This is a genomic window from Paenibacillus planticolens, from assembly GCF_013141725.1.
Lineage (GTDB): Bacteria > Bacillota > Bacilli > Paenibacillales > NBRC-103111 > Paenibacillus_E > Paenibacillus_E planticolens.
The window spans coordinates 368,531-386,829 of the sequence record NZ_WHNZ01000012.1; the positions used below are offsets into that span (position 1 = coordinate 368,531).

The window sequence follows — 18,299 nt, forward strand, 5'->3', positions numbered from 1 at the left end:
AAACATGTTGATTCGTGTCAACCATAGAGCGGAACGAGCATCGGCGTGACCCATTTCATCATTAATTGCGACATATATCCCTCCCAAAGCGCTGCGCCTAGCAGGAAGACAGCCATTACAAGGGTCAATGTTGTAAACCGCATAAAAGGCTGGTACATGTTGCCATTCCGGCTCATAAAGCGATTTTTGATCATATAGATAGAAAATGACATCGCAGCAACACTACAAAAGAGAATCGCCGGAATGACAATCAAATTTTGCGGCGCCACAGAAACGAGTGCGAACAGCATGCCCTTCCAGGACATTTGCTGGACGAGATATCCAACGGTAAAGCCGATCAGCACTCCCTTGAGAAAATCAAGGACCAGAATGAGCGGCAGTCCAATTACGGACAGTCCAAACAGCCAGATCAGCAAAATCCATTTCATATGCATGCCAAAAGCTTGAACGAACGACTGCCTGCTGTCAAACTCGGCACCATCGTTGACTTCCTGAAAGAAGCTGCCCAAATGCCTCGTCATTTCTTGCTTTTGTTCCAAGGAAAGCGCCCCTACCATTACAGCGCCGAACACAACACCAATGAGAAAGAGCACGGAGACGAATATAAATAGCGGCAAATTGTCCTTCATATATTGTTTCATCGTTAGGTTCCTATTCACTCCCGCAGCTCCTTCCTTGTAAATAACCTCTACAAAGACAAGCTTATGAGAGAGCGCCGGAAACTATGAACGATTTTTCACTTTACCGTATCTTCCTCCGCCTCCAACCTCTAAAGAAAGCGTACCTTCACGCGCACTGACAAGGCAGGCAGCAATTTCTTCTCCCACCTCGCGCGCAAGTTCTTCCTGCGACGTGCGATGCAGCACATTCATTTCCGTACCAAAGCGCCCCAGCAATTGATTCAGCTTCTTAGGGCCAAGCCCCGGGATAAACTCCAGCGGCACTTGAAAATGATAGGGCGGACGATAGGAAGGCAAATACGGCGCCTCACGATCCGCCAAATCCAAGATCCGGTCCATGACGCCTCTGACGATTTTATTGCTGCCGCAATCTGCGCAGCGCTCCACCGTGCCCTTCGCGTCATCGAGTACCGCTTCGCATAAGGAGCAATACGTTCGGTGGTATTTGCCTAGCCGGGGATTTAGCCCGTAGTTCGCCGCTATGCCCCGCCCTTCTTGGCGATGCAGCGCTTTTACGAGCTCTTCGTAAGTAGGAGCAGCTAAACGCATCTCGTTATACTCACGCCCTATTTTACCCAGGGAATGGGCATCTGAATTGGTCACGAACGTAAATGGATCCAACTCTGAAATCAAACCGGCCATCTCAGAATCGGAGCTCAGCCCGAGCTCTACGGCAGAGATGCCTTCCAAGTCAAGCAGATGTTCCATCTTGCTTGACGCGCTGCCGTACACGCTTTTGTGAGGCGTGAAAATATGAGCTGGAATGAGGATGCCCCCTCTTCCCAGCACCTCTTCCTGAAGCACTCGCGCAGGCACATAGATACGCTGGGAGCTAAGCTCCACATTTTTCATGTGGCCCTTCATCCATTTCGTAAACCCCTGCATCGTGTCCAGATTCGGCATATAGGCCAGCAAATGCGCAGGTCCCATACCCGGCTCCCTGACTTCAATCTCGCTGCCCAGCAGGATGGTTGTATCCCGGTAGCCAATGCCTCCGCCAGCCTGCTCCACCATCTCCCCCCGGTCCAGATACGTCATGATATCGTCTTGCACGGAAGGGGAGTGGCAGTCGATAATGCCGATGATCTCCATCCCTTTTCGAACAGCCGCTTCATGGGCAATATTGAAAAAAGTGAGATTATTCGCGGCGCTAATCTTCACGGCTTGGCCGCTCTCCGTTCGTCCTATGTGAATATGAAGATCTGCGTAGTAAGACTTCATCTCAAATCTCGCCCGTTAACCGGTATAGCTGCCATGCATAGACTGCCATAATGGTTTTCGCATCGCTAATACGCCCGTCACGCATGTATTGCTTCGCTTGCTCCAGCGTGATGGCTTCACATTCCAAAAACTCATCCTCATCCGGATGGGCATTCCCTTTAATCAAATTTTCGGCGATGTACAAATGGATAATTTCGTCCGCAAACCCAGGAGACGTAGAGAAGGAGCTGACCAACCTCACATGCTCGGAACGGTATCCCGTCTCTTCCTCCAACTCGCGCAAGGCGGCTTTCAGAGGTTCTTCGCCCTTATCCAGCTTGCCTGCAGGAATCTCGACTTGGCTTTTCTCCAGCGGCTTACGGTACTGTTCCACGACGATCATTTTATCCCCGATTAAAGGGATGACCGCCACCGCTCCCGGGTGCTTCACAATTTCTCTTGTTGCCGTCTCCCCGTTTGGCAGCGTAACGGTATCTACCTGTAGGGAAATAACTCTCCCTTTAAAAATGGACTCCGACTTGACAGTGACCTCTTCAAATTTCTTGTGAACGGACATATAAGCACCTCAACGATTCAAAATGGAATAACTTGTCCAGCTTTTGCATATCGATCATTATATCAAATTTTAACCGGAAAAGAGGAAGATCGATATGAAGAGCTATGTGACAGATCGTCAAATTCGCCTTGTAGGCAAAGCATGGGAAATCAAACGCCAGCTCAAGCTCATGCTGCAGCAAGGCGGTCAGCACATCACATTGATGGATTATGCAGCCGGATTGCACAATCCACAGCAGCGCAAACTCCCTGGAAGTAAGCAGGATCCTGCCATAATCCCCTTCCCATCGAGGTGATCGGCTGCGGATAGGAAGCAAAGGCTTCCGCTATCTCCTCCGGCAAGACAGCAGGCATCAGCATCATCTGATGGCGCTCCAGCGTATTCGCCTGCTCTTCAATTACGGCGTATTCGTCTCCCACCAACTGCGGCAAAGGCAAAATAGCCGGGCATCTCGCTGCGAGACCAAGCGCAGTTAACGTATGATGGCTGATCCCCCGGTGACGGGACCGAGGATCGGCAAAAGAAATGCGCGGGATCACAACCGGAATCCCTCCCAGTGCGTGTACGGCATTGACCAGCTCGCCGATTTCAATGCCGGAATAACCATACCGCGTCCCTGTCCCTACAATCCCCGGACCCATCGTTACCATGCAAAGCTCCGCTTCGGCCGCATGCTTAGCGGCGATTAAAGCGCTAAACTTGTTCACAGCCTCCAGTTTGCCACCATACGCCTGACCATAAGTAATAGTGCTCTGAAGCCACCTTATCTCCTCCAACTGAGCGATATGCTGACTCCAAGCAAGCGGGAGCGCTCCTCCATCCGTCATAATATAAGCCAAATTCATTGACGGCATTGACGGCTGTTTCCGCCGCTGCTCGCGATACCGCAGCCAGCTCACCGCCGCAGGCAGCATACTATGCAATTCCCCAAGCAAAACAGGCATGCCCTCCAAAGTCTTCTCTTCTTGAAAAACAGAATGAAAAAGGCTGCTCTCTTCTTCCACAGCCATCACACTCCGCTGCAACGGGGTATATTTGAGTTTCATCACGTGACCGCTTGATGGTCGGCTTGCGAATGCATGCTCGCTATCATACAAATGCGAAGGCAGCACGATGTGATAGCCTCCTGAGCCTAATCCCAGCTCCTCGGCAGTTACATTTACAACAACACAGTCTCCGGGATGAAGCAAGGGGGAGGTATCGGTATAATGGACGGCACGCTTCTCCTCGCCACTGCCGCTCATTTCAACGCATACAACCTGCAGACCCTCCCTGACGGAAATAATGCTCCTCACCGTTCCAGCTTCCCGCTTCATCATCCCCGCTCCTCCTTTTGAACTCGCCTACTTGCAGGATATGTGGAAGAACGCCGAATTAAACTCCCTTTTGCCAATAAAAAAACCGACTAGCATGCCACCATTCGGGCATGAACTAATCGGTTGTCATACATATTATACGTTTGCAGCTTCCTTCACAAGCGCAACGACCAATTCAGCCGTTTTGACCAAATCACTGATCGCAATATGTTCTTTCGTCGTATGAATCTCATGATAGCCAACAGCCAAATTCACTGTCGGAATCCCCATCCCGTTGAAAATATTCGCATCGCTGCCGCCGCCGGAGTGGAATGTGCGAGCTGTCAGCCCTAATGTGGACAAAGCTCTGGACGTCAGCTGCACGATAGGTGCGGAATCGTCATGCATGTAGGAAGCATATACGATGTCTGCGTTAAACTCGCAAGTCGTTCCGGCGTCTGCCGCCGCCGACTCGCACGCTTCTTTCATCGCAGCGATTTGCGCTTCCAGCTTGTGCTGCACGATACTCCGAGCTTCCGCTTCCATTCTCACTTTGTCGCAAACGACATTAAGCGGACCTACACCGGAGAAACTGCCGATATTCGCTGTAGTTTCACTGTCGATTCGACCGAGCGACATGCGCGAAACAGCTTTGCTTGCGACTTGGATGGCACTGATGCCATCTTCCGGATTTACGCCGGCGTGAGCCGATTTGCCATGGAAAATAATTTCAATTTCCGCACGGCCAGGGGCAGCGGTAGCAATATCGCCGATGGCGCCGTTGGAATCCAGCGCAAAGCCGAACTCAGCTTCCATAACGCTGCGATCCATGGCACGAGCGCCTTTCAGACCGCTTTCCTCGCCAGCCGTAATAACGAACTGTATGCGGCCATGAGGAATATTTTGTTCTTTGAGCACTTGGATGCCCTCGATCATAGCTGCGATTCCGGCTTTGTCGTCGCTGCCCAGAATCGTTGTTCCGTCGCTGCGGATGTAGCCGTCATCACCGATTTGCGGCTTAATTCCTTTACCGGGAGCTACCGTATCCATATGCGACGTAAAGAAAATCGTCGGAATCGCGGCATTGCTGTCCGTCGCTTCCAGCGTACAAATCAAATTCCCTGATCCGTGACCGCTTTTGGCCATCGAATCATCTTCGACAACCGTTAAGCCTAAACGGGTGAATTTCTCTTTCAGAACGACACAAATTTCTTGCTCGAAACGAGTCTCGCTGTCTACTTGGACAAGCGAAATGAATTCTTCCACCAAACGAGTTTGCTGAATCATGCACTTTCCTCCGATGCTCTGTATGGGTTACAATAAAGTCGTACAAGCTTTTTTACGATAAAGGAGTGACTTTTCGTGTTACAGAATAGACGTTGGTTTAAAGTCGTGATTTACGTAATGCTGATCACAATGCTTCTCTCAAGCCTATTGTTTACTGCCGGATTATTTTTTGATTCCTAGTTTAATAAATTTTCGTATCCGCATTATAGCTTTCTAGATTTTCTTTGACTCTCTGCAGGAACCTTCCGCAGATGACACCGTCCAGAATCCGGTGATCCAGCGACAAACACAGGTTAACCATGGAGCGGACAGCGATCATATCTTGAATAACGACAGGCTTCTTCACAATCGATTCGAAGGTCACAATCGCTGCTTGCGGGTAGTTGATGATCGGATAAGACAGAATCGAACCGAAGGAGCCTGTATTATTAACGGTGAACGTTCCGCCCACCATATCATTCAACGACAATTTGCCGGCACGTGTCTTCTTCGTCAATTCATCAATTTCCCTGGCCAGTCCGGCGATATTCTTTTGATCCGCTTTTTTGATCACCGGCGTCATAACCGAATCTTCCGTTCCTACGGATAGGGAGATGTTAATATCGCGTTTCACGATGATTTTATCTACCGCCCACACCGAGTTGATGATCGGATAATCCTTAATCGCATTGACCACCGCTTTCAGCATGAAAGCCAAGTACGTTAAATTAATGCCCTCGCGGCGCATGAAGTCGTCCTTCACTTTATTCCGCAGAACCACTAGATTCGTTACGTCCACTTCAATCATCGTCCAAGCGTGCGGAATTTCCGTCACACTTTGCTTCATACGGGAAGCGATGGCATTACGGATTGGCGTTACGTCGATGAAATGTTCATGCCGCGAATCCAATGAATGGCCTTCCGCTTCAATCAGCGGCGTTTGCGGATTCGCAGACAAATGGATGCCGGAGCTGCGAACCGGCAGATTGATCGGCTGCGCTTCCGCTTGCGGAGCAGGCACACTGCTTATGGTTGCCTCCCGGGCTGCAGGTTGATTCGTATGTACAGCTGCTGGAGCTACGCTTGATCCGCCTCCTGCAAGGTACTGCTCGACATCCTTACGGGTGATTCTACCGCCGAGACCCGTACCTGCAACGCGTGACAGGTCGACATTGTTGTCCTGCGCAAGCCGCTGAACAGCTGGCGAGTAACGACCGCGCATGCTTTGGTCGGCGCCTTCCGGTGCAAACGCACCCGCGCTGCTGGCCGTTTCTGCTGCTGAAGTAGGCGAACCAGCAGCCGCACCCGCAGACTCTTCGATCAAGCAAATCGCCTCGCCGACAGCCGCCGTTTCTCCTTCGCCGACAATGATTTTCACCAGTCGGCCTTCAATCGGAGAAGGCATCTCCGTATTCACTTTCTCTGTAAAAAGCTCACAAATTACGTCATATTGCTCGATATAATCGCCAGGCTTCTTAAGCCATTTGCCGATTGTAGCCGAAACGAGGCTCTCCGCCAGATGGGGAACTGTAACCTCAGTAAGTCGACCGTTCGTTTGGTTCATGGGTGTACCTCCTAAGTTCAGGAAATGATCAATGGCTTGAAATCAGACCAAAGGAATTTATGAAATGGATTAAAACATGGCAAGCTGTCGCATAGCTTCCTTCAGCTTATCGCTATTGAGCAGGAAGAACTTCTCCATAGGAGGATTGCTTCCCACGGCCGGAACGTCCGGCCCGCAAAGTCTGGCAATCGGCGCATCGAGTTCAAAAAGCAGCTCTTCCGCGATGATGGCAGACACTTCAGCGCCAACCCCGCCTGTTTTGTTATCTTCATGCGCGATGAGCACTTTGCCCGTTTTTCTTGCTGCTTCCAGTATCGCTTCTTTGTCCAGAGGCTGAAGGGAACGCAGGTCGAGCACGTGGCAAGAGATACCTTCCTTCGCAAGTTCCTCCGCTGCTTGCAGCGCAAAGTTCACGACCATCCCATAGGCGATGACGGTAATATCTGTGCCCTGGCGCTTCACGTCAGCTTTGCCGATTGGCACGATGTAATCCTCTTCCGGCACATCGGCAGACAGTGCCAGATAAGCCTTCTTGTGCTCAAAGAAGAGCACAGGATCCGCATCGCGGATCGCTGCTTTGAGCAGCCCCTTTGCATCATACGGATTCGAAGGGGCAACGATCTTCAGGCCCGGCGTACCGAAGAACACCGATTCCGGACACTGGGAATGGTACAAGGCGCCTGCGCCGGTCGCACCGTAAGGCGCACGAATTACAATCGGGCAAGACCAGTCATTATTGGAGCGATAGCGGATTTTCGCCGCTTCGCTTAATATTTGATTCGTCGCCGGGAAAATGAAATCGGCGAATTGAATTTCGGCAATCGGCTTCATGCCGTACATGGCAGCGCCAATAGCTACGCCGACGATTGCGGATTCCGCAAGCGGCGTATCCAGCACGCGGTCTTCGCCAAAAAGATCGCGCAGCCCTTTGGTGGTGTTCAAGACACCGCCTTTGCCGACATCTTCTCCAAGAACGAAGACATTGTCGTCGTCTTGCATTTCCTCCTGCATCGCAGAGCGGATTGCTTCCAAATAAGTAATGACTGCCATATTTTAGTTGTCATCTCCTTCTGCGTAAACGTGGCGAAGCGTATCTTCCGGCTTCGGATAAGGAGCCTGATCCGCATACTTCGTTGCTTCGTTGATCTCTTGCTTGAGCTGTTCCTGAAGTTCCTGATCCTGCTCCTCGCTCCAAAGGCCGCATGCCATTAAATACTCTTTAAATTTCACAATGCCGTCCTTCTGACGGTTTTCCTCAACTTCTTCTTTGGTCCGGTACAGCATGTCATCATCCGAAGTGGAGTGCGGCATTAGACGGTAGGACATCATTTCGATCAACGTCGGTCCTTCTCCGCGAGCGGCCCGGTCTCTTGCTTCCTTCGTAACGCGGTACATTTCCAAGACATCGCTGCCGTCGACTTGCACGCCTGGGAAGCCATATCCCAGCGCACGATCTGAAATTTTGCCGGCCACTTGTTTGTGCAGCGGAACAGAGATCGCATATTGATTATTTTCGCATACAAAAATGACAGGCAGCTTATGTACACCGGCGAAATTACAGCCTTCGTGGAAGTCCCCTTGGTTGCTGGAGCCTTCACCGAAGGAAACATACGTAACGAAATCTTGTTTTTTCATTTTTGCGGCAAGGGCGATGCCTGCGGCATGCGGAACTTGTGTCGTTACCGGAGAAGACCCTGTCACGACATGATTTTTGCGGTCGCCGAAATGTCCGGCCATCTGTCTGCCGCCGCTGTTGACGTCCTCAGCTTTGCAAAAAATGGCAAGCATTAAATCCTTCACCGTCATACCAACCGCAAGAACAAACGCATAATCACGATAATAAGGCAGGAAATAATCCTTCTGCGCTTCCATAGCGAAAGCCATTCCTACTTGACCTGCATATTGACCCATTCCTGAGACGTGGAACGGGATTTTGCCCGCACGCTGAAGCATAAAAGCCCGCTCATCGTATTTAGCCGCAAGACACATGACTCTATACATTCGAATAACGACTTCGTCGGATAACCCTAATGTTCTATGCTTATAAAGCTGACCAATGGACATGGAGGTTGCCTCCTTAAAGATAGTTTGAGTTTTCTAATATTATTACCTGGTCCTAAGACTTGACTCTATAAGCTTATTATAAACGCAAACGCGTATGATTACAATTTTTTATCCGCTAATCGCAATTCCGTCCACAGCAAGCATCGCTTCCCCTAAAGCTTCAGACAATGTAGGGTGTGGATGAATCGTTTGTCCCACTTCCCAAGGCGTTGCGTTCAGTACCTGAGCCAGAGCGGCCTCGGAAATGGAATTCGTCACGTGCGGCCCGATCATATGAACCCCGAGAATGTCATTCGTCTCACTGTCCGCAATCACTTTGACAAAGCCGTCGGTATCGCCATAAACGAGCGCTTTCCCGATCGCTTTAAAGCTGAACTTGCCGACTTTCACTTGATGTCCGAGCTCAAGCGCTTGCTGTTCCGTATAGCCTACGCTCGCAATTTCAGGTCTCGTATACGTACATTTAGAAACGAGGTGCGCGTGCAGCTCATGAGGCGTTTGGCCTGCGATATGTTCAGAAGCCAATATGCCTTCATGCCCGGCCATATGCGCCAGCATCAATCCGCCAATCACATCGCCAACGGCGTAAATGTGGGATTCGGTTGTTTGCATGAAGCGATTCACGCGAATGACGCCTTTGTCCACTTTAATATCGGTATTCTCGAGTCCGATGCCTTCAATATTCGCTTCCCGGCCAACAGAAACAAGCACTTTTTCCGCTTGCAGCTCTACGATTTCACCCTGCTTGTCCGCTTGCAAGGCAACCGTTCCTTCCGCCACTTTGACGGAATCAGGAAGCACTTTCGCGCCGGTCACCAAGTGAATGCCCCGCTTTTTGAACAAGCGTTCCAGTTCTTTGGAGACATCCGCGTCTTCCAGGCTTACGAGCCGCTTTTCATATTCAACGATGGTCACTTCGACACCGAAATCACGCAGCATGGAAGCCCATTCCACACCGATGACACCGCCTCCGATGATGATGATCGACTTCGGAAGCTCTTGCATGCGCAGCGCATCTTCGCTCGTCATAATGTGCGTGCCGTCAATCGTAAGTCCCGGTAAGCTGCGCGGTCTGGAGCCTGTTGCGATGATTAAGTTGTCCGAAAGCAGCGTATCGATGTCCCCATCCTCCTTCTCAACGGAAACCGCTCCGCTGCGCGGAGAGAAAATGGATGGACCGATAATGCGGCCATTCCCCTTATGTACGGTAATTTTATTTTTCTTCATAAGGAACTGCAGCCCTTGATGCAGTTGATCGACAATGCGCTGCTTGCGTGCCAGCACATTCTCAAAGTTGAGTTCAAGCGAGCCTGACGTGATCCCGTATTCCTCGCTCTTCTTCATCGTGGCGTACACTTCTGCGCTCCGAAGCAAAGCTTTGCTCGGAATACAGCCTTGGTGCAAACATGTGCCCCCCAGCTTGTCCCTTTCCACGACAGCAACCGTTTTTCCAAGCTGGGCAGCACGAACAGCAGCAGTGTAACCGCCGATCCCTCCGCCTAAAACAACGACATCATATCTATGTTCACTCATTATATGTTTCCTCCTTATGAACTCTCAGTACCTTCATATGTATACGCATGTCTCTACTATATTACCCTTTTTTGAATGGGAAATCATAGTCTTATTTGTGAATTAGACAGTCTAACCGATTCAGAGTATGATGATAGAAAAACATGATTCTTAGATGTAAGGAGCAGCTATGAAAGCAACATTTTACCGATTTATCGCCATTCTTCTACTCGTTATTCCCGGTTTGACGGCAACCTACGGATTTCTCTCCATGAAAGACGCTTTTTTCGCACAATTCGATACGGGCGGCCACATCTTGTGGGGAAAATTTTTTCTAGGCTTTATACTTTTTCTAATAGGTGTTGCCTTTATTGGGGGATGGACCTTTTTCCGTGACCGCAAAAGAAACTATGTGGCCCCCCGTTTTAAAGCAAAACGGCGCAAATAAGCCGGACCCTCAATCGCTCAAGTCCGGCCTAGGCGGTCTAGCCAATTTAGAAATCGGTTCCGCTCAATCATGGCGGTAATGGAACTTACTTCAGCCTGTTGATGCAAAAAAACGAGCACAGCGATCATAAAGCATTGCATCTCCCATGGCAGGGTCATGATCACGGCGTAGCCAAGCGTAAACCCAAGCAGGTTCGCTCCGGCATCGCCGAGCATGCCCCTTCCCCGGACGTCCGTCCGGTATATCAAAAAACCGCCTATGCACACTGGCCATATTGGAAACAACCAACCGCCCCCCGTAAAGAGCAAGTCGAGCAGCGCAACCGTCAGCACACCAGTGAAAAAAAACTTGAACGAACGCCCCGGGCGCACATCCAGCAAATTCAAGGCATTCGTCATCAGCATAAGCAAAATCAGTTGTCCCCCCAGCCACCAGCTGGGGGTTTGCTCGCTCTGGACGGACAGCACCAACCAGCCGGCGGCCGTCGCGATGCCTACCGCCTTGACGGCCCCCATGGAGAAAACCTTCGATTCCTTCCAGTACCGATAATGTCCTCTCAGCCCTTTTACCTCTTTGCTCCCGATTAAATCGTCCGTCCAGCCAAGCAAGAAAATAATGGTAGCAGCAAGCGTAAACAACCGATGATTCGTCTCCGGCAAGTTGAGTAGCGAAGGCGAGATTATCCCCACCCATTCATTTATTCGCAGCGCCGATTGCAAAATAAGCTCCTGCAGCCATAGAAGCAGCCACAGTACGCTTCCCACTCCACGGGGAACCTTATAGCCTGCATAGTTGGCTTCTACTTGACCGTGGCCCTCCAGGAATCTATGAACTTGCGGCAGCAGCCACCGCCCTGCCGCTGCAAGCAAGATCAGATCGAGGATCGATCCGACGAATACCATACCGGCTTCCTCTCCCTCCAGCGAGATAGCAGCGTCATGCCAACCGCGGCAAACTGCTTGCCGCGGTGCACGAACCCGTGCCAATCCCGCCCCGTCTCCCGGTGCGTGATCGGCACGTCCAGCTCAACGATGCGCAGGCCGCGCCGCGCCGCATCGATGGTCAGCGCGACTTCCACGCCGAAGCCGCGCCGAAGCTTCCCAAGCTCCCGCAGCCGGTCCGCGCGCACCGCGCGCTGTCCGGACAAGGGAGCTTCGGTCTCGTAGCCGCTGAGCCGGCGGATGCCGCGGCGGGCTAAGCCCTTCACCAAGCCGAAGCCTGCTTTGGTTCGGGATGGCGGCAGCTTCGCGATCGCCATGTCCGCTTCGCTCCGCAGCAGCGGCTCGATGAGCACAAGCGCCTCGCCGGCCGTGGCCTGCAGATCGGCGTCCAGAAAGAGCAGCAGATCGCCTCTGGCCTCGGCGATGCCCGACTGCATAGCCGCCCCTTTCCCGCAGCGGCGGCTATGCTTGATCAGCTTGTCCGCCCACGGCCAAGCGACCTCATACGTGTTGTCCCTGCTGCCGTCGTCCACCACGATAATTTCAAACCTCATAGCCGGACTCCACAGTAAGTCTGCTTGCTCTTGCAAATATCGAAGCGTATCCTCAATATGTCCCCCTTCATTCCAAGCTGGAATAATAATGGATAAGTACGGCTTCATCCTTCACCTCCGAGCTTCCACACCACATGAGCCACCCGCTTCACGATCCAATGCAGCTGAAATAAGCCCAATGCGATAAAAAAAAGCGAGAGAAAAAGCGTTGTACCTGCCTCTTTCGTCCATCCCTGCCGCTTATACAGGAGGCCAATGCTCTTAATATCCACGAGTCGCGCCCCAATTTTCATTCGCACAAGCAGCGTGCTCCCCATGCCTGCTCTTCCTTTTTCCAGAAAATCAATCATGTGCGTGCGCGCGCCAACTGTAACCAGCACTTCGCACCGTTTTTCATACGCCAATAAAAGCGCCGCATCCTCGCTTGTTCCAAAACACGGAAGCACGTGGGCTCTCAGTCCCAACGCATTCGTGCGCAATAACCCCGGAGCTTCTCCATCGGCATACGCATGCACGACTAGTTCCGCGCCACAGGCGAGCGCTTTATCCGTTACGCTGTCCATATCGCCAATAATCAGATGAGGCCGGTAGCCGCATTCCAGCAGGGCATCTGCGCCCCCATCCACACCGATAAGAATCGGTTTGACTTCGGCGATATAAGCTTTGGCGGCAAGCAAATCCTTTTTGTACCCTTTTCCTCTTGAGACAATCAATACATGCTTATCCGTCAAATCCGTTTGAAGGAACACCTGCGGCAGCGGCTCCATGATGGCGTGCATGTCGCGCATAGCGTAAGTCAACGTGTTTTCGATAAATTGCTCCATCAGCTTCGTCGTCCGCTCATTTGCAAGCTGCTGCATGCCGAGCCACTTCTCGCGCGTAAAAGAGCTGCAAGGAATCTCCCGATCCCCCAAGAAGATCCGGTCCTCATAAACGGCAATTTCCGCGTTGGTCGTAAAACTTTCGAATGCGGCTGCATCCGCTTCCCAAATCGGAATCTGCTGCTGAAGGAGCATGAGGGGGCCGTGGGTCGGGTATGCGCCGCTCATCGTTTCTTGACAATTAATAACAGCTTTTACTTTCTGGTCGATAAGCTCTTGAGCGGCTACTTCATCGAGGTCGCGATGCTGGAGAACGACAATGCGGCCAGGGGGTAAATCACGAAGCAGTACTTTCGTAATCGCCCCTACGCTAATCTTCCCTTTGCAGAGCGGCAGCGGCTTAGAGGAAAACAAGGACAGCGAGGACCAGTTCAAGATAGACACCGACTTTCCTTTCGTCTATAGATGGTTGTATTTTGTCCTTCCCCATGAAATTCTATGTATATTTTACCAAGCTAATGGCAAGCCTTGAGATTATATCCTTGTGGAAAGGAGAGACACCATCCATGGAGCTAAACATGAGTGCAGAAGAAGTGCTGGGCCAAATTGTGCAGCTTCACAACACAGGGGAATCGCTTACTAAAAAAAATGTGAAGAAACTGCATCCTGATCTGATGAAAAACGCCCTGTATTATTACCCAAGCTGGGAGCACGCCTTGCAAAAGACCGGAGTAGGTACTATTGTTCACTAAACATACATAGAGCATACAAATGAAAAAGCTCCGAAGGCGTACAGCCTTATCGGAGCTCTTTTTTTATTGCCGCTATTCATCGATAACTTCCCATTCCACCTGAATCATCCGGTCGACCCAAGTGCGGATTTTAATTTCAATGGCGCTCTCTATTTCCTCGTCTGTCATCTCACCAAGCTTATGCTCAGCAATTTCCAGCACATCCCGCTTAACCGTTTCCCCGTCAACTCCTAATTGAATGCTGATACGCAACTCACTCACCCTTTTCTGTCAAAGCATCGTTAAATTTATAAGAAAACTTTCCATTGCGGCCGATCTCTTGAATATCTAAAATAGAGAGTGTAATCCATCTTCCAAATGAAATGAGGAACGCCACATGTCCAAATCGCAAGCGCAAAAACTGCGGCAGCGCCATTTACGGGAAGGCAAGCCTGATCCCGCAACGTATCGTTTAAACTGGAACGGAGTGAATCCCGTCTCTAAGAAGACCCCAAGTTTGAAAGAACTGCAAGCCAAACAACAAAATAAACATAAATCAAGGAATTCGAACCATTGGCATGGGGACGATTCCTTTTTTCATGCTGCTATTTGATGATAATGCCCTGCTCGGCCGCATAATGAATTAAGGCTTCTTTCTCATGGGAATGGAAGTTGTACTTGCAATCAAACCCGTTGAAAAACAACTTCCACTCCAAAACCTCTCCGTTATTATCCACAGCCAACTCGGCTACGTACAAGGAATCAGGCTCATCTTCAAATTGCAGACCTATATGGAGCTGTATCTGCCCATCCGTTTTTTGCTGCTCACAATAATCGATAATCACGTAAAAGGCCTCCTATTGAATAAAATCTTTTTTATTTATATAATATACTAACGCGCCCAAGCTAATAAAGATAAGGGCATGCTTTTAGGAGGAATTTCAAATGGCTTATGATCCGCAAGTAGTAGATGCAACAATTGTTAGTGATAATAAAAAAAATGGTCTGTTCGAAGTCGTTGTGTCGTTGAAAGACCGTAACAAATGCCGTCTATTCTTTGAAAGAGACTCCGAAACCGGCATCGGCAGAGTTACCGATTTGAACAGATTGATGAAAGAACCTTGCCCGATCTGCCGCAAAGATTACCTCTGCAACTGTTTAGACCGTTATAAAGAATCCATTGCAGATCAAGCTCTAACACTCATAAAATAATACATGAAGCAAAATGGTTGGACAGGAGGTATCCTGACCAACCATTTTGCTTTATGTGCGTTTATACCGCTCGCAAGCGTGAATCCAATTGCTGACAATCCCCGGATTCGAGGCAAAATGCAAATGCGTGTAGCCCGCTACAAGATTGCCTTTGGCATAACCCTCCTCGCTCACACCCAATCTGCCCTGGGATTGAAAAGCAGCCGGTATCTCCGCTCCCTCTCTAGCTTGGAACGTGGAATAATGGAACTCATGACCCCGAGCTTGATCTCCCGCTGCGAGTAAATAGTTGTCGTTGCTTGTTACTTCACGGTATCCCAGCGCAGCTAACTTCTTCTGCATGATGACCTTGCCGGGAACAATGCCTACCATGCTGAAGCTGTTTCCTGTTGTATCTACAATTTGCTCCGTTAAATACATGAAGCCGCCGCATTCCGCAAAAGTCGGCAGGCCTTCCGCGATGCGGCTGCGAAAAGATGCTTTGACCTTCTCATCTCTGCTTAGCCGCTCCGCAAACTCCTCCGGAAATCCGCCTCCAATATATAATCCGTCCGCATCTGCGGGGACTTCCTCACCTGCAAGCGGCGAGAAGAATATGCATTTTGCGCCTCCAGCTTTCAGCAGCTCCAAGTTTTCAGGATAATAAAAGTGAAAAGCGGCATCTTTGGCGACAGCAATCTTGACGCGCTTTGGCGATGATTCGGAAGTGCCGGCAAACAACACCTGACGACTTTCAACAGGCGGTGCCACCGCTACTGTAAGCAACTGATCCAAATCCACATGAGCGGCCGCTTGATCGGCCAACCGGTCAAAAAAAGGCTGCAGCTCGCCTCGCTCGATCGAAGGCACGAGCCCTAAGTGCCTCTCCGGAACTTCGATTCCCTCATCGCGCGGCATATATCCGAGGACAGGAATTCCGCATTCCTGCTCGATCGCTTGCTTCACCATCTTGTAATGCCCTTCGCTGCCGGGGCGATTGGCAATGACTCCGACGATGTTGTCCTCTTGCCCGAATTGCTGAAAGCCTTTGACAATGGCTGCCACACTTCTTGCCATGCTCGCGACATTCAGGATGAGGATGACCGGCGCGCCCAGAATACGGCCAATATCCGCCGTACTCCCCTCATCGGTCAGCGGATCTTTGCCATCGAACATGCCCATGACACCTTCGATAATCGAAATGTCGGAGCCGCTGCTGCCGCGAACAAACAGCTCTTTGACACCTTCCCGGCCAATCATCCATGAATCCAAATTGCGGGAAGGTCTCCCGGTAACGGCCGTATGATAGGTCGGATCAATATAATCGGGGCCGCACTTGAAGCCCTGCACCGATAGTCCCCTCTTTTGCAATGCGGCCATAATCCCGATCGTTAACGTTGTTTTGCCGACACCGCTGCCGGTTCCGGCAATAACGATTCTACGCTCCATTCCGATCCCCCCAGCAAATGCTTGTCACGCACTTATTCATAGATTGCCCTATATAGCCCTTCTAGCAAACTTTGATAGCTGCTAGATTCATAAGTTATCTCAGAGAATGAGACATGAATCACTTTGTTGCTTGTCCTGACTACAAAAAAGCTATCCTCCGAGCGTTCCGGATCGATATAAGTATAGCACTCAAGCAAGCTGCTTCCCGTTTTTTGACGTAAAAAATCAGTAGCTTCCGCACTAGCATTTGCATATTTAGGCATGTATGTCTTCCTCTCAATTTTATTCATCTCATCTTGAAAAGAGGCTGTCCAACAAGTCATACAAATGACTGTGGACAGGCCTCCCATGTATAACCCTTATTCATTATAATCGCGTCTTGTTTCTCTTTAGAGCCAGATAACCGCCTAGCAGCGAAACCGGGACAATGGCAAAAAAGCCGACAAGCTCATACCATAATGGAACACCGGTGTTTCTTAACATCGAATCAAACCCGATCGCCGCGCCAATGACACCGATGCATGCCGCATTAAAATATTCAGCTCGCTTTGCAACTCTAGCCGCAACATATCCGCCAAGAAAAGACCAGAACAGGCCTATGACCAAAAACAACAAGATCAGTCCTGTGTTCGAATACAGTGCATTTACATCCTGCTCACTCACCGGGCTATTTCCGAAATATAAACTGCCGAATACCGCCGTCGATACGAGTGTACCCAAATTATCAACGGCTACTCCGAGCAGCACGCCCAGAAAATGAAATTTTCTTCCACTTTTTTGCTCAACCATAAATTATTCTTCTCTCCTGATTCCTTATCTAGATCCCTACCCATCATATCATGCAGATAAGCCAGTATCCAGTTTCTGCTATTCCCCCGCTATTTCCACCAGGCTGCGGTCGGAATTTGCTCTGCATGAACAGTCACAGTTTGACCGATTTTCGGCGTTGCAATGCGGACATGATGCAGGCTTGCCGCTTTTGCCGCGCGCTCCACCGGATCAAACCAGTCGTGCACCGCTAAGGTGAATGCTCCCCAATGAATTGGAATAAGCAGCTTGCCTTTGACATCCATATGAGCTTGTACGGTCTCTTCAGGCTGCATATGAATATCTGCCCAACGCATGTCGTATTGGCCGCATTCCATCAACGTCACGTCGAAGGGACCGTATTTCTGCCCAATCGCTTTGAAATGAGGCGAATACCCGCTGTCCCCACTGAAAAAAACGCTTGACTCCATGCCTTTAATCACCCACGAGCACCATAGCGTAGCTCCGCGATCGGTCAAGCTTCTTCCTGAAAAATGCGTAGCAGGCGTACACGCAAATGTTAGGCCATCATACGCAAACTCATCCCACCAATCGTACTCAGCGATCTTCTCGGGAGGGACTCCCCACCTCTCCAAGTGGCCTCCAACTCCAAGCGGGACCAGAAACTTATTTACTTTATTTTTAATTTTCATTATTGAACCATAATCCAAATGATCGTAGTGATCATGAGACAGCACGACGGCGTCGATGACAGGCAGCTGCGCAATCTCAAAAGGCAAACCGCCGCTGTACCTCCCCTTCCCGAACCAAGGGAATGGCGACGCTGCTCTGCCAAACATCGGATCAAGCAAGAGCGCTTTGCCATCGATCATCAGCAAAGACGCCGAATGTCCGAACCACGTAACCCGCGTTTGGGAAGCCTTTTGCAAAATAGGGGCATCCATCGTTAACGGCTTCCTTGGACGACGGTTCGGGCTGCTCTTCGCGAAATCCCGCAGAATGCTTAGCGTCGTTTTTAAGCCCATGTCCATCATCGTCGGCACAGGATTTTGAAATTTCCCTTGAACAAACTGTGGGGATCGGGATAAGGCCTGCTGCCTTACTTTGGAAGGTCTTCGCCCGAAAACCGGATATGCATACATAAATAGAACAATCACAACAGCAAGCCCTACAATAATCATGAATGAAAGTAACAACTTCTTCGCAGCCTCCAAGCGTAACCTTACGGTGATTAAAAT

General features: G+C 50.3%; 23 protein-coding genes and 1 pseudogene. 6 read left to right on the forward strand and 18 right to left on the reverse strand.

The annotated features are described in order from the left end of the window. Positions 1–17: 17 nt before the first annotated feature. From spoIIM to GC097_RS04620, 3 genes are all read right to left on the reverse strand, one after another. Positions 18–659, reverse strand: a complete 642-nt coding sequence (spoIIM, locus tag GC097_RS04610; RefSeq protein WP_312875611.1) for a stage II sporulation protein M — start codon at positions 657–659, stop codon at positions 18–20. Between the two features lie 63 nt (positions 660–722). Next, positions 723–1,901, reverse strand: coding sequence for an endonuclease Q family protein (locus GC097_RS04615; protein ID WP_171682150.1), 1,179 nt, complete (start codon positions 1,899–1,901; stop codon positions 723–725). A gap of 1 nt (position 1,902) precedes the next feature. Next, entirely contained in the window at positions 1,903–2,457 is a 555-nt protein-coding gene (locus GC097_RS04620) for an NUDIX hydrolase (RefSeq protein WP_171682151.1), read from the reverse strand. A gap of 94 nt (positions 2,458–2,551) precedes the next feature. Between GC097_RS04620 and mciZ the strand changes: the two are divergent. Continuing rightward, positions 2,552–2,620, forward strand: a pseudogene (gene mciZ / locus GC097_RS35195) (Z-ring formation inhibitor MciZ); the annotation flags it as partial. A 31-nt stretch (positions 2,621–2,651) separates the two neighbouring features. On the opposite strand, the gene GC097_RS04625 reads toward mciZ, so the two are convergent. Together GC097_RS04625 and GC097_RS04630 are read right to left on the reverse strand one after the other, a co-directional pair. After that, positions 2,652–3,776 (reverse strand): DUF3866 family protein, encoded by a 1,125-nt coding sequence (locus tag GC097_RS04625; RefSeq protein WP_171682152.1) that lies wholly within the window; start codon positions 3,774–3,776, stop codon positions 2,652–2,654. 132 nt (positions 3,777–3,908) lie between these two features. Continuing rightward, positions 3,909–5,039, reverse strand: a complete 1,131-nt coding sequence (locus tag GC097_RS04630; RefSeq protein ID WP_171682153.1) for a M20/M25/M40 family metallo-hydrolase — start codon at positions 5,037–5,039, stop codon at positions 3,909–3,911. A gap of 75 nt (positions 5,040–5,114) precedes the next feature. Here GC097_RS04630 and prli42 point away from each other — a divergent pair, with 75 nt between their 5' ends. Then, a complete protein-coding gene (gene prli42, locus GC097_RS34080) occupies positions 5,115–5,219 on the forward strand; it encodes a stressosome-associated protein Prli42 (protein ID WP_167053655.1) in 105 nt (34 codons plus the stop codon). Between the two features lies 1 nt (position 5,220). Here prli42 and GC097_RS04640 read toward each other — a convergent pair whose 3' ends face one another. From GC097_RS04640 to lpdA, 4 genes are all read right to left on the reverse strand, one after another. Continuing rightward, positions 5,221–6,582: a dihydrolipoamide acetyltransferase family protein gene (locus GC097_RS04640; protein WP_171682154.1), complete on the reverse strand. Its 1,362-nt coding sequence runs from the start codon at positions 6,580–6,582 to the stop codon at positions 5,221–5,223. Between the two features lie 69 nt (positions 6,583–6,651). Continuing rightward, a complete protein-coding gene (locus GC097_RS04645) occupies positions 6,652–7,632 on the reverse strand; it encodes an alpha-ketoacid dehydrogenase subunit beta (protein WP_171682155.1) in 981 nt (326 codons plus the stop codon). Between the two features lie 3 nt (positions 7,633–7,635). Continuing rightward, positions 7,636–8,646 carry a thiamine pyrophosphate-dependent dehydrogenase E1 component subunit alpha gene (locus GC097_RS04650; RefSeq protein WP_171682156.1) on the reverse strand — a complete coding sequence of 337 codons (1,011 nt, stop codon included), beginning with the start codon at positions 8,644–8,646 and terminating at the stop codon, positions 7,636–7,638. Between the two features lie 108 nt (positions 8,647–8,754). Next, a complete protein-coding gene (gene lpdA / locus GC097_RS04655; protein ID WP_171682157.1) occupies positions 8,755–10,179 on the reverse strand; it encodes a dihydrolipoyl dehydrogenase in 1,425 nt (474 codons plus the stop codon). A 169-nt stretch (positions 10,180–10,348) separates the two neighbouring features. Between lpdA and GC097_RS04660 the strand changes: the two genes are divergently transcribed. Further along, entirely contained in the window at positions 10,349–10,606 is a 258-nt protein-coding gene (locus GC097_RS04660) for a DUF2627 domain-containing protein (RefSeq protein ID WP_171682158.1), read from the forward strand. 17 nt (positions 10,607–10,623) lie between these two features. On the opposite strand, the gene GC097_RS04665 is transcribed toward GC097_RS04660, so the two are convergent. Genes GC097_RS04665 through steA form a run of 3 tightly spaced genes read right to left on the reverse strand, consistent with a single transcriptional unit; the run spans position 10,624 to position 13,366 of the window. After that, the gene (locus GC097_RS04665; protein ID WP_171682159.1) at positions 10,624–11,592 is read right to left on the reverse strand and encodes an MraY family glycosyltransferase; all 969 of its coding nucleotides are present in this window, start codon (positions 11,590–11,592) and stop codon (positions 10,624–10,626) included. Then, complete coding sequence (locus GC097_RS04670; protein ID WP_171682160.1) at positions 11,478–12,209, reverse strand: glycosyltransferase family 2 protein; 732 nt, start codon at positions 12,207–12,209, stop codon at positions 11,478–11,480. The genes GC097_RS04665 and GC097_RS04670 overlap by 115 nt, the downstream gene beginning before the upstream one ends. Continuing rightward, positions 12,206–13,366, reverse strand: a complete 1,161-nt coding sequence (steA, locus tag GC097_RS04675) for a putative cytokinetic ring protein SteA (protein WP_171682161.1) — start codon at positions 13,364–13,366, stop codon at positions 12,206–12,208. Before steA ends, GC097_RS04670 begins: the two co-directional genes overlap by 4 nt. A gap of 122 nt (positions 13,367–13,488) precedes the next feature. Between steA and GC097_RS04680 the strand changes: the two genes are divergently transcribed. Continuing rightward, positions 13,489–13,674: a hypothetical protein gene (locus GC097_RS04680; RefSeq protein ID WP_171682162.1), complete on the forward strand. Its 186-nt coding sequence runs from the start codon at positions 13,489–13,491 to the stop codon at positions 13,672–13,674. A gap of 72 nt (positions 13,675–13,746) precedes the next feature. Here the strand turns inward: GC097_RS04680 and GC097_RS04685 are convergent, their stop codons facing one another. After that, positions 13,747–13,935, reverse strand: coding sequence for a hypothetical protein (locus tag GC097_RS04685; RefSeq protein WP_312875612.1), 189 nt, complete (start codon positions 13,933–13,935; stop codon positions 13,747–13,749). Between the two features lie 115 nt (positions 13,936–14,050). On the opposite strand from GC097_RS04685, the gene brfA reads away from it, so the two are divergent. Next, on the forward strand, positions 14,051–14,266 hold the full coding sequence (brfA, locus tag GC097_RS04690; protein WP_171682163.1) for a ribosome rescue factor BrfA: 216 nt from the start codon (positions 14,051–14,053) through the stop codon (positions 14,264–14,266). On the opposite strand, the gene GC097_RS04695 is transcribed toward brfA, so the two are convergent. Beyond that, positions 14,259–14,498: a hypothetical protein gene (locus GC097_RS04695; protein ID WP_171682164.1), complete on the reverse strand. Its 240-nt coding sequence runs from the start codon at positions 14,496–14,498 to the stop codon at positions 14,259–14,261. The two genes, brfA and GC097_RS04695, sit on opposite strands and share 8 nt — an antisense overlap. A gap of 100 nt (positions 14,499–14,598) precedes the next feature. On the opposite strand from GC097_RS04695, the gene GC097_RS04700 reads away from it, so the two are divergent. After that, entirely contained in the window at positions 14,599–14,865 is a 267-nt protein-coding gene (locus tag GC097_RS04700; protein ID WP_127449685.1) for a hypothetical protein, read from the forward strand. A gap of 51 nt (positions 14,866–14,916) precedes the next feature. Here the strand turns inward: GC097_RS04700 and GC097_RS04705 are convergent, their stop codons facing one another. The 4 genes from GC097_RS04705 to GC097_RS04720 form a co-directional block, all read right to left on the reverse strand. Beyond that, entirely contained in the window at positions 14,917–16,293 is a 1,377-nt protein-coding gene (locus GC097_RS04705; RefSeq protein ID WP_216625635.1) for a cobyrinic acid a,c-diamide synthase CobB, read from the reverse strand. A gap of 32 nt (positions 16,294–16,325) precedes the next feature. Further along, positions 16,326–16,556: a hypothetical protein gene (locus tag GC097_RS04710; RefSeq protein WP_171682165.1), complete on the reverse strand. Its 231-nt coding sequence runs from the start codon at positions 16,554–16,556 to the stop codon at positions 16,326–16,328. A gap of 103 nt (positions 16,557–16,659) precedes the next feature. Then, a complete protein-coding gene (locus GC097_RS04715) occupies positions 16,660–17,082 on the reverse strand; it encodes a hypothetical protein (protein WP_171682166.1) in 423 nt (140 codons plus the stop codon). A gap of 89 nt (positions 17,083–17,171) precedes the next feature. After that, positions 17,172–18,242 (reverse strand): MBL fold metallo-hydrolase, encoded by a 1,071-nt coding sequence (locus tag GC097_RS04720; RefSeq protein WP_171682167.1) that lies wholly within the window; start codon positions 18,240–18,242, stop codon positions 17,172–17,174. Positions 18,243–18,299 lie beyond the last annotated feature (57 nt).

Coding starts and splice junctions, on each gene's coding strand:
- lpdA (WP_171682157.1), bottom strand. CDS start 10,179: ATGAGTGAACATAGATATGATGTCGTTGTTTTAGGCGGAGGGATCGGC.
- GC097_RS04680 (WP_171682162.1), top strand. CDS start 13,489: ATGGAGCTAAACATGAGTGCAGAAGAAGTGCTGGGCCAAATTGTGCAG.
- GC097_RS04650 (WP_171682156.1), bottom strand. CDS start 8,646: ATGTCCATTGGTCAGCTTTATAAGCATAGAACATTAGGGTTATCCGAC.
- GC097_RS04720 (WP_171682167.1), bottom strand. CDS start 18,242: ATGATTATTGTAGGGCTTGCTGTTGTGATTGTTCTATTTATGTATGCA.
- GC097_RS04670 (WP_171682160.1), bottom strand. CDS start 12,209: ATGAAGCCGTACTTATCCATTATTATTCCAGCTTGGAATGAAGGGGGA.
- GC097_RS04700 (WP_127449685.1), top strand. CDS start 14,599: ATGGCTTATGATCCGCAAGTAGTAGATGCAACAATTGTTAGTGATAAT.
- GC097_RS04705 (WP_216625635.1), bottom strand. CDS start 16,293: ATGGAGCGTAGAATCGTTATTGCCGGAACCGGCAGCGGTGTCGGCAAA.
- GC097_RS04645 (WP_171682155.1), bottom strand. CDS start 7,632: ATGGCAGTCATTACTTATTTGGAAGCAATCCGCTCTGCGATGCAGGAG.
- GC097_RS04640 (WP_171682154.1), bottom strand. CDS start 6,582: ATGAACCAAACGAACGGTCGACTTACTGAGGTTACAGTTCCCCATCTG.
- GC097_RS04620 (WP_171682151.1), bottom strand. CDS start 2,457: ATGTCCGTTCACAAGAAATTTGAAGAGGTCACTGTCAAGTCGGAGTCC.
- GC097_RS04710 (WP_171682165.1), bottom strand. CDS start 16,556: ATGCCTAAATATGCAAATGCTAGTGCGGAAGCTACTGATTTTTTACGT.
- GC097_RS04615 (WP_171682150.1), bottom strand. CDS start 1,901: ATGAAGTCTTACTACGCAGATCTTCATATTCACATAGGACGAACGGAG.
- GC097_RS04715 (WP_171682166.1), bottom strand. CDS start 17,082: ATGGTTGAGCAAAAAAGTGGAAGAAAATTTCATTTTCTGGGCGTGCTG.
- GC097_RS04625 (WP_171682152.1), bottom strand. CDS start 3,776: ATGATGAAGCGGGAAGCTGGAACGGTGAGGAGCATTATTTCCGTCAGG.
- brfA (WP_171682163.1), top strand. CDS start 14,051: ATGTCCAAATCGCAAGCGCAAAAACTGCGGCAGCGCCATTTACGGGAA.
- GC097_RS04630 (WP_171682153.1), bottom strand. CDS start 5,039: ATGATTCAGCAAACTCGTTTGGTGGAAGAATTCATTTCGCTTGTCCAA.
- GC097_RS04660 (WP_171682158.1), top strand. CDS start 10,349: ATGAAAGCAACATTTTACCGATTTATCGCCATTCTTCTACTCGTTATT.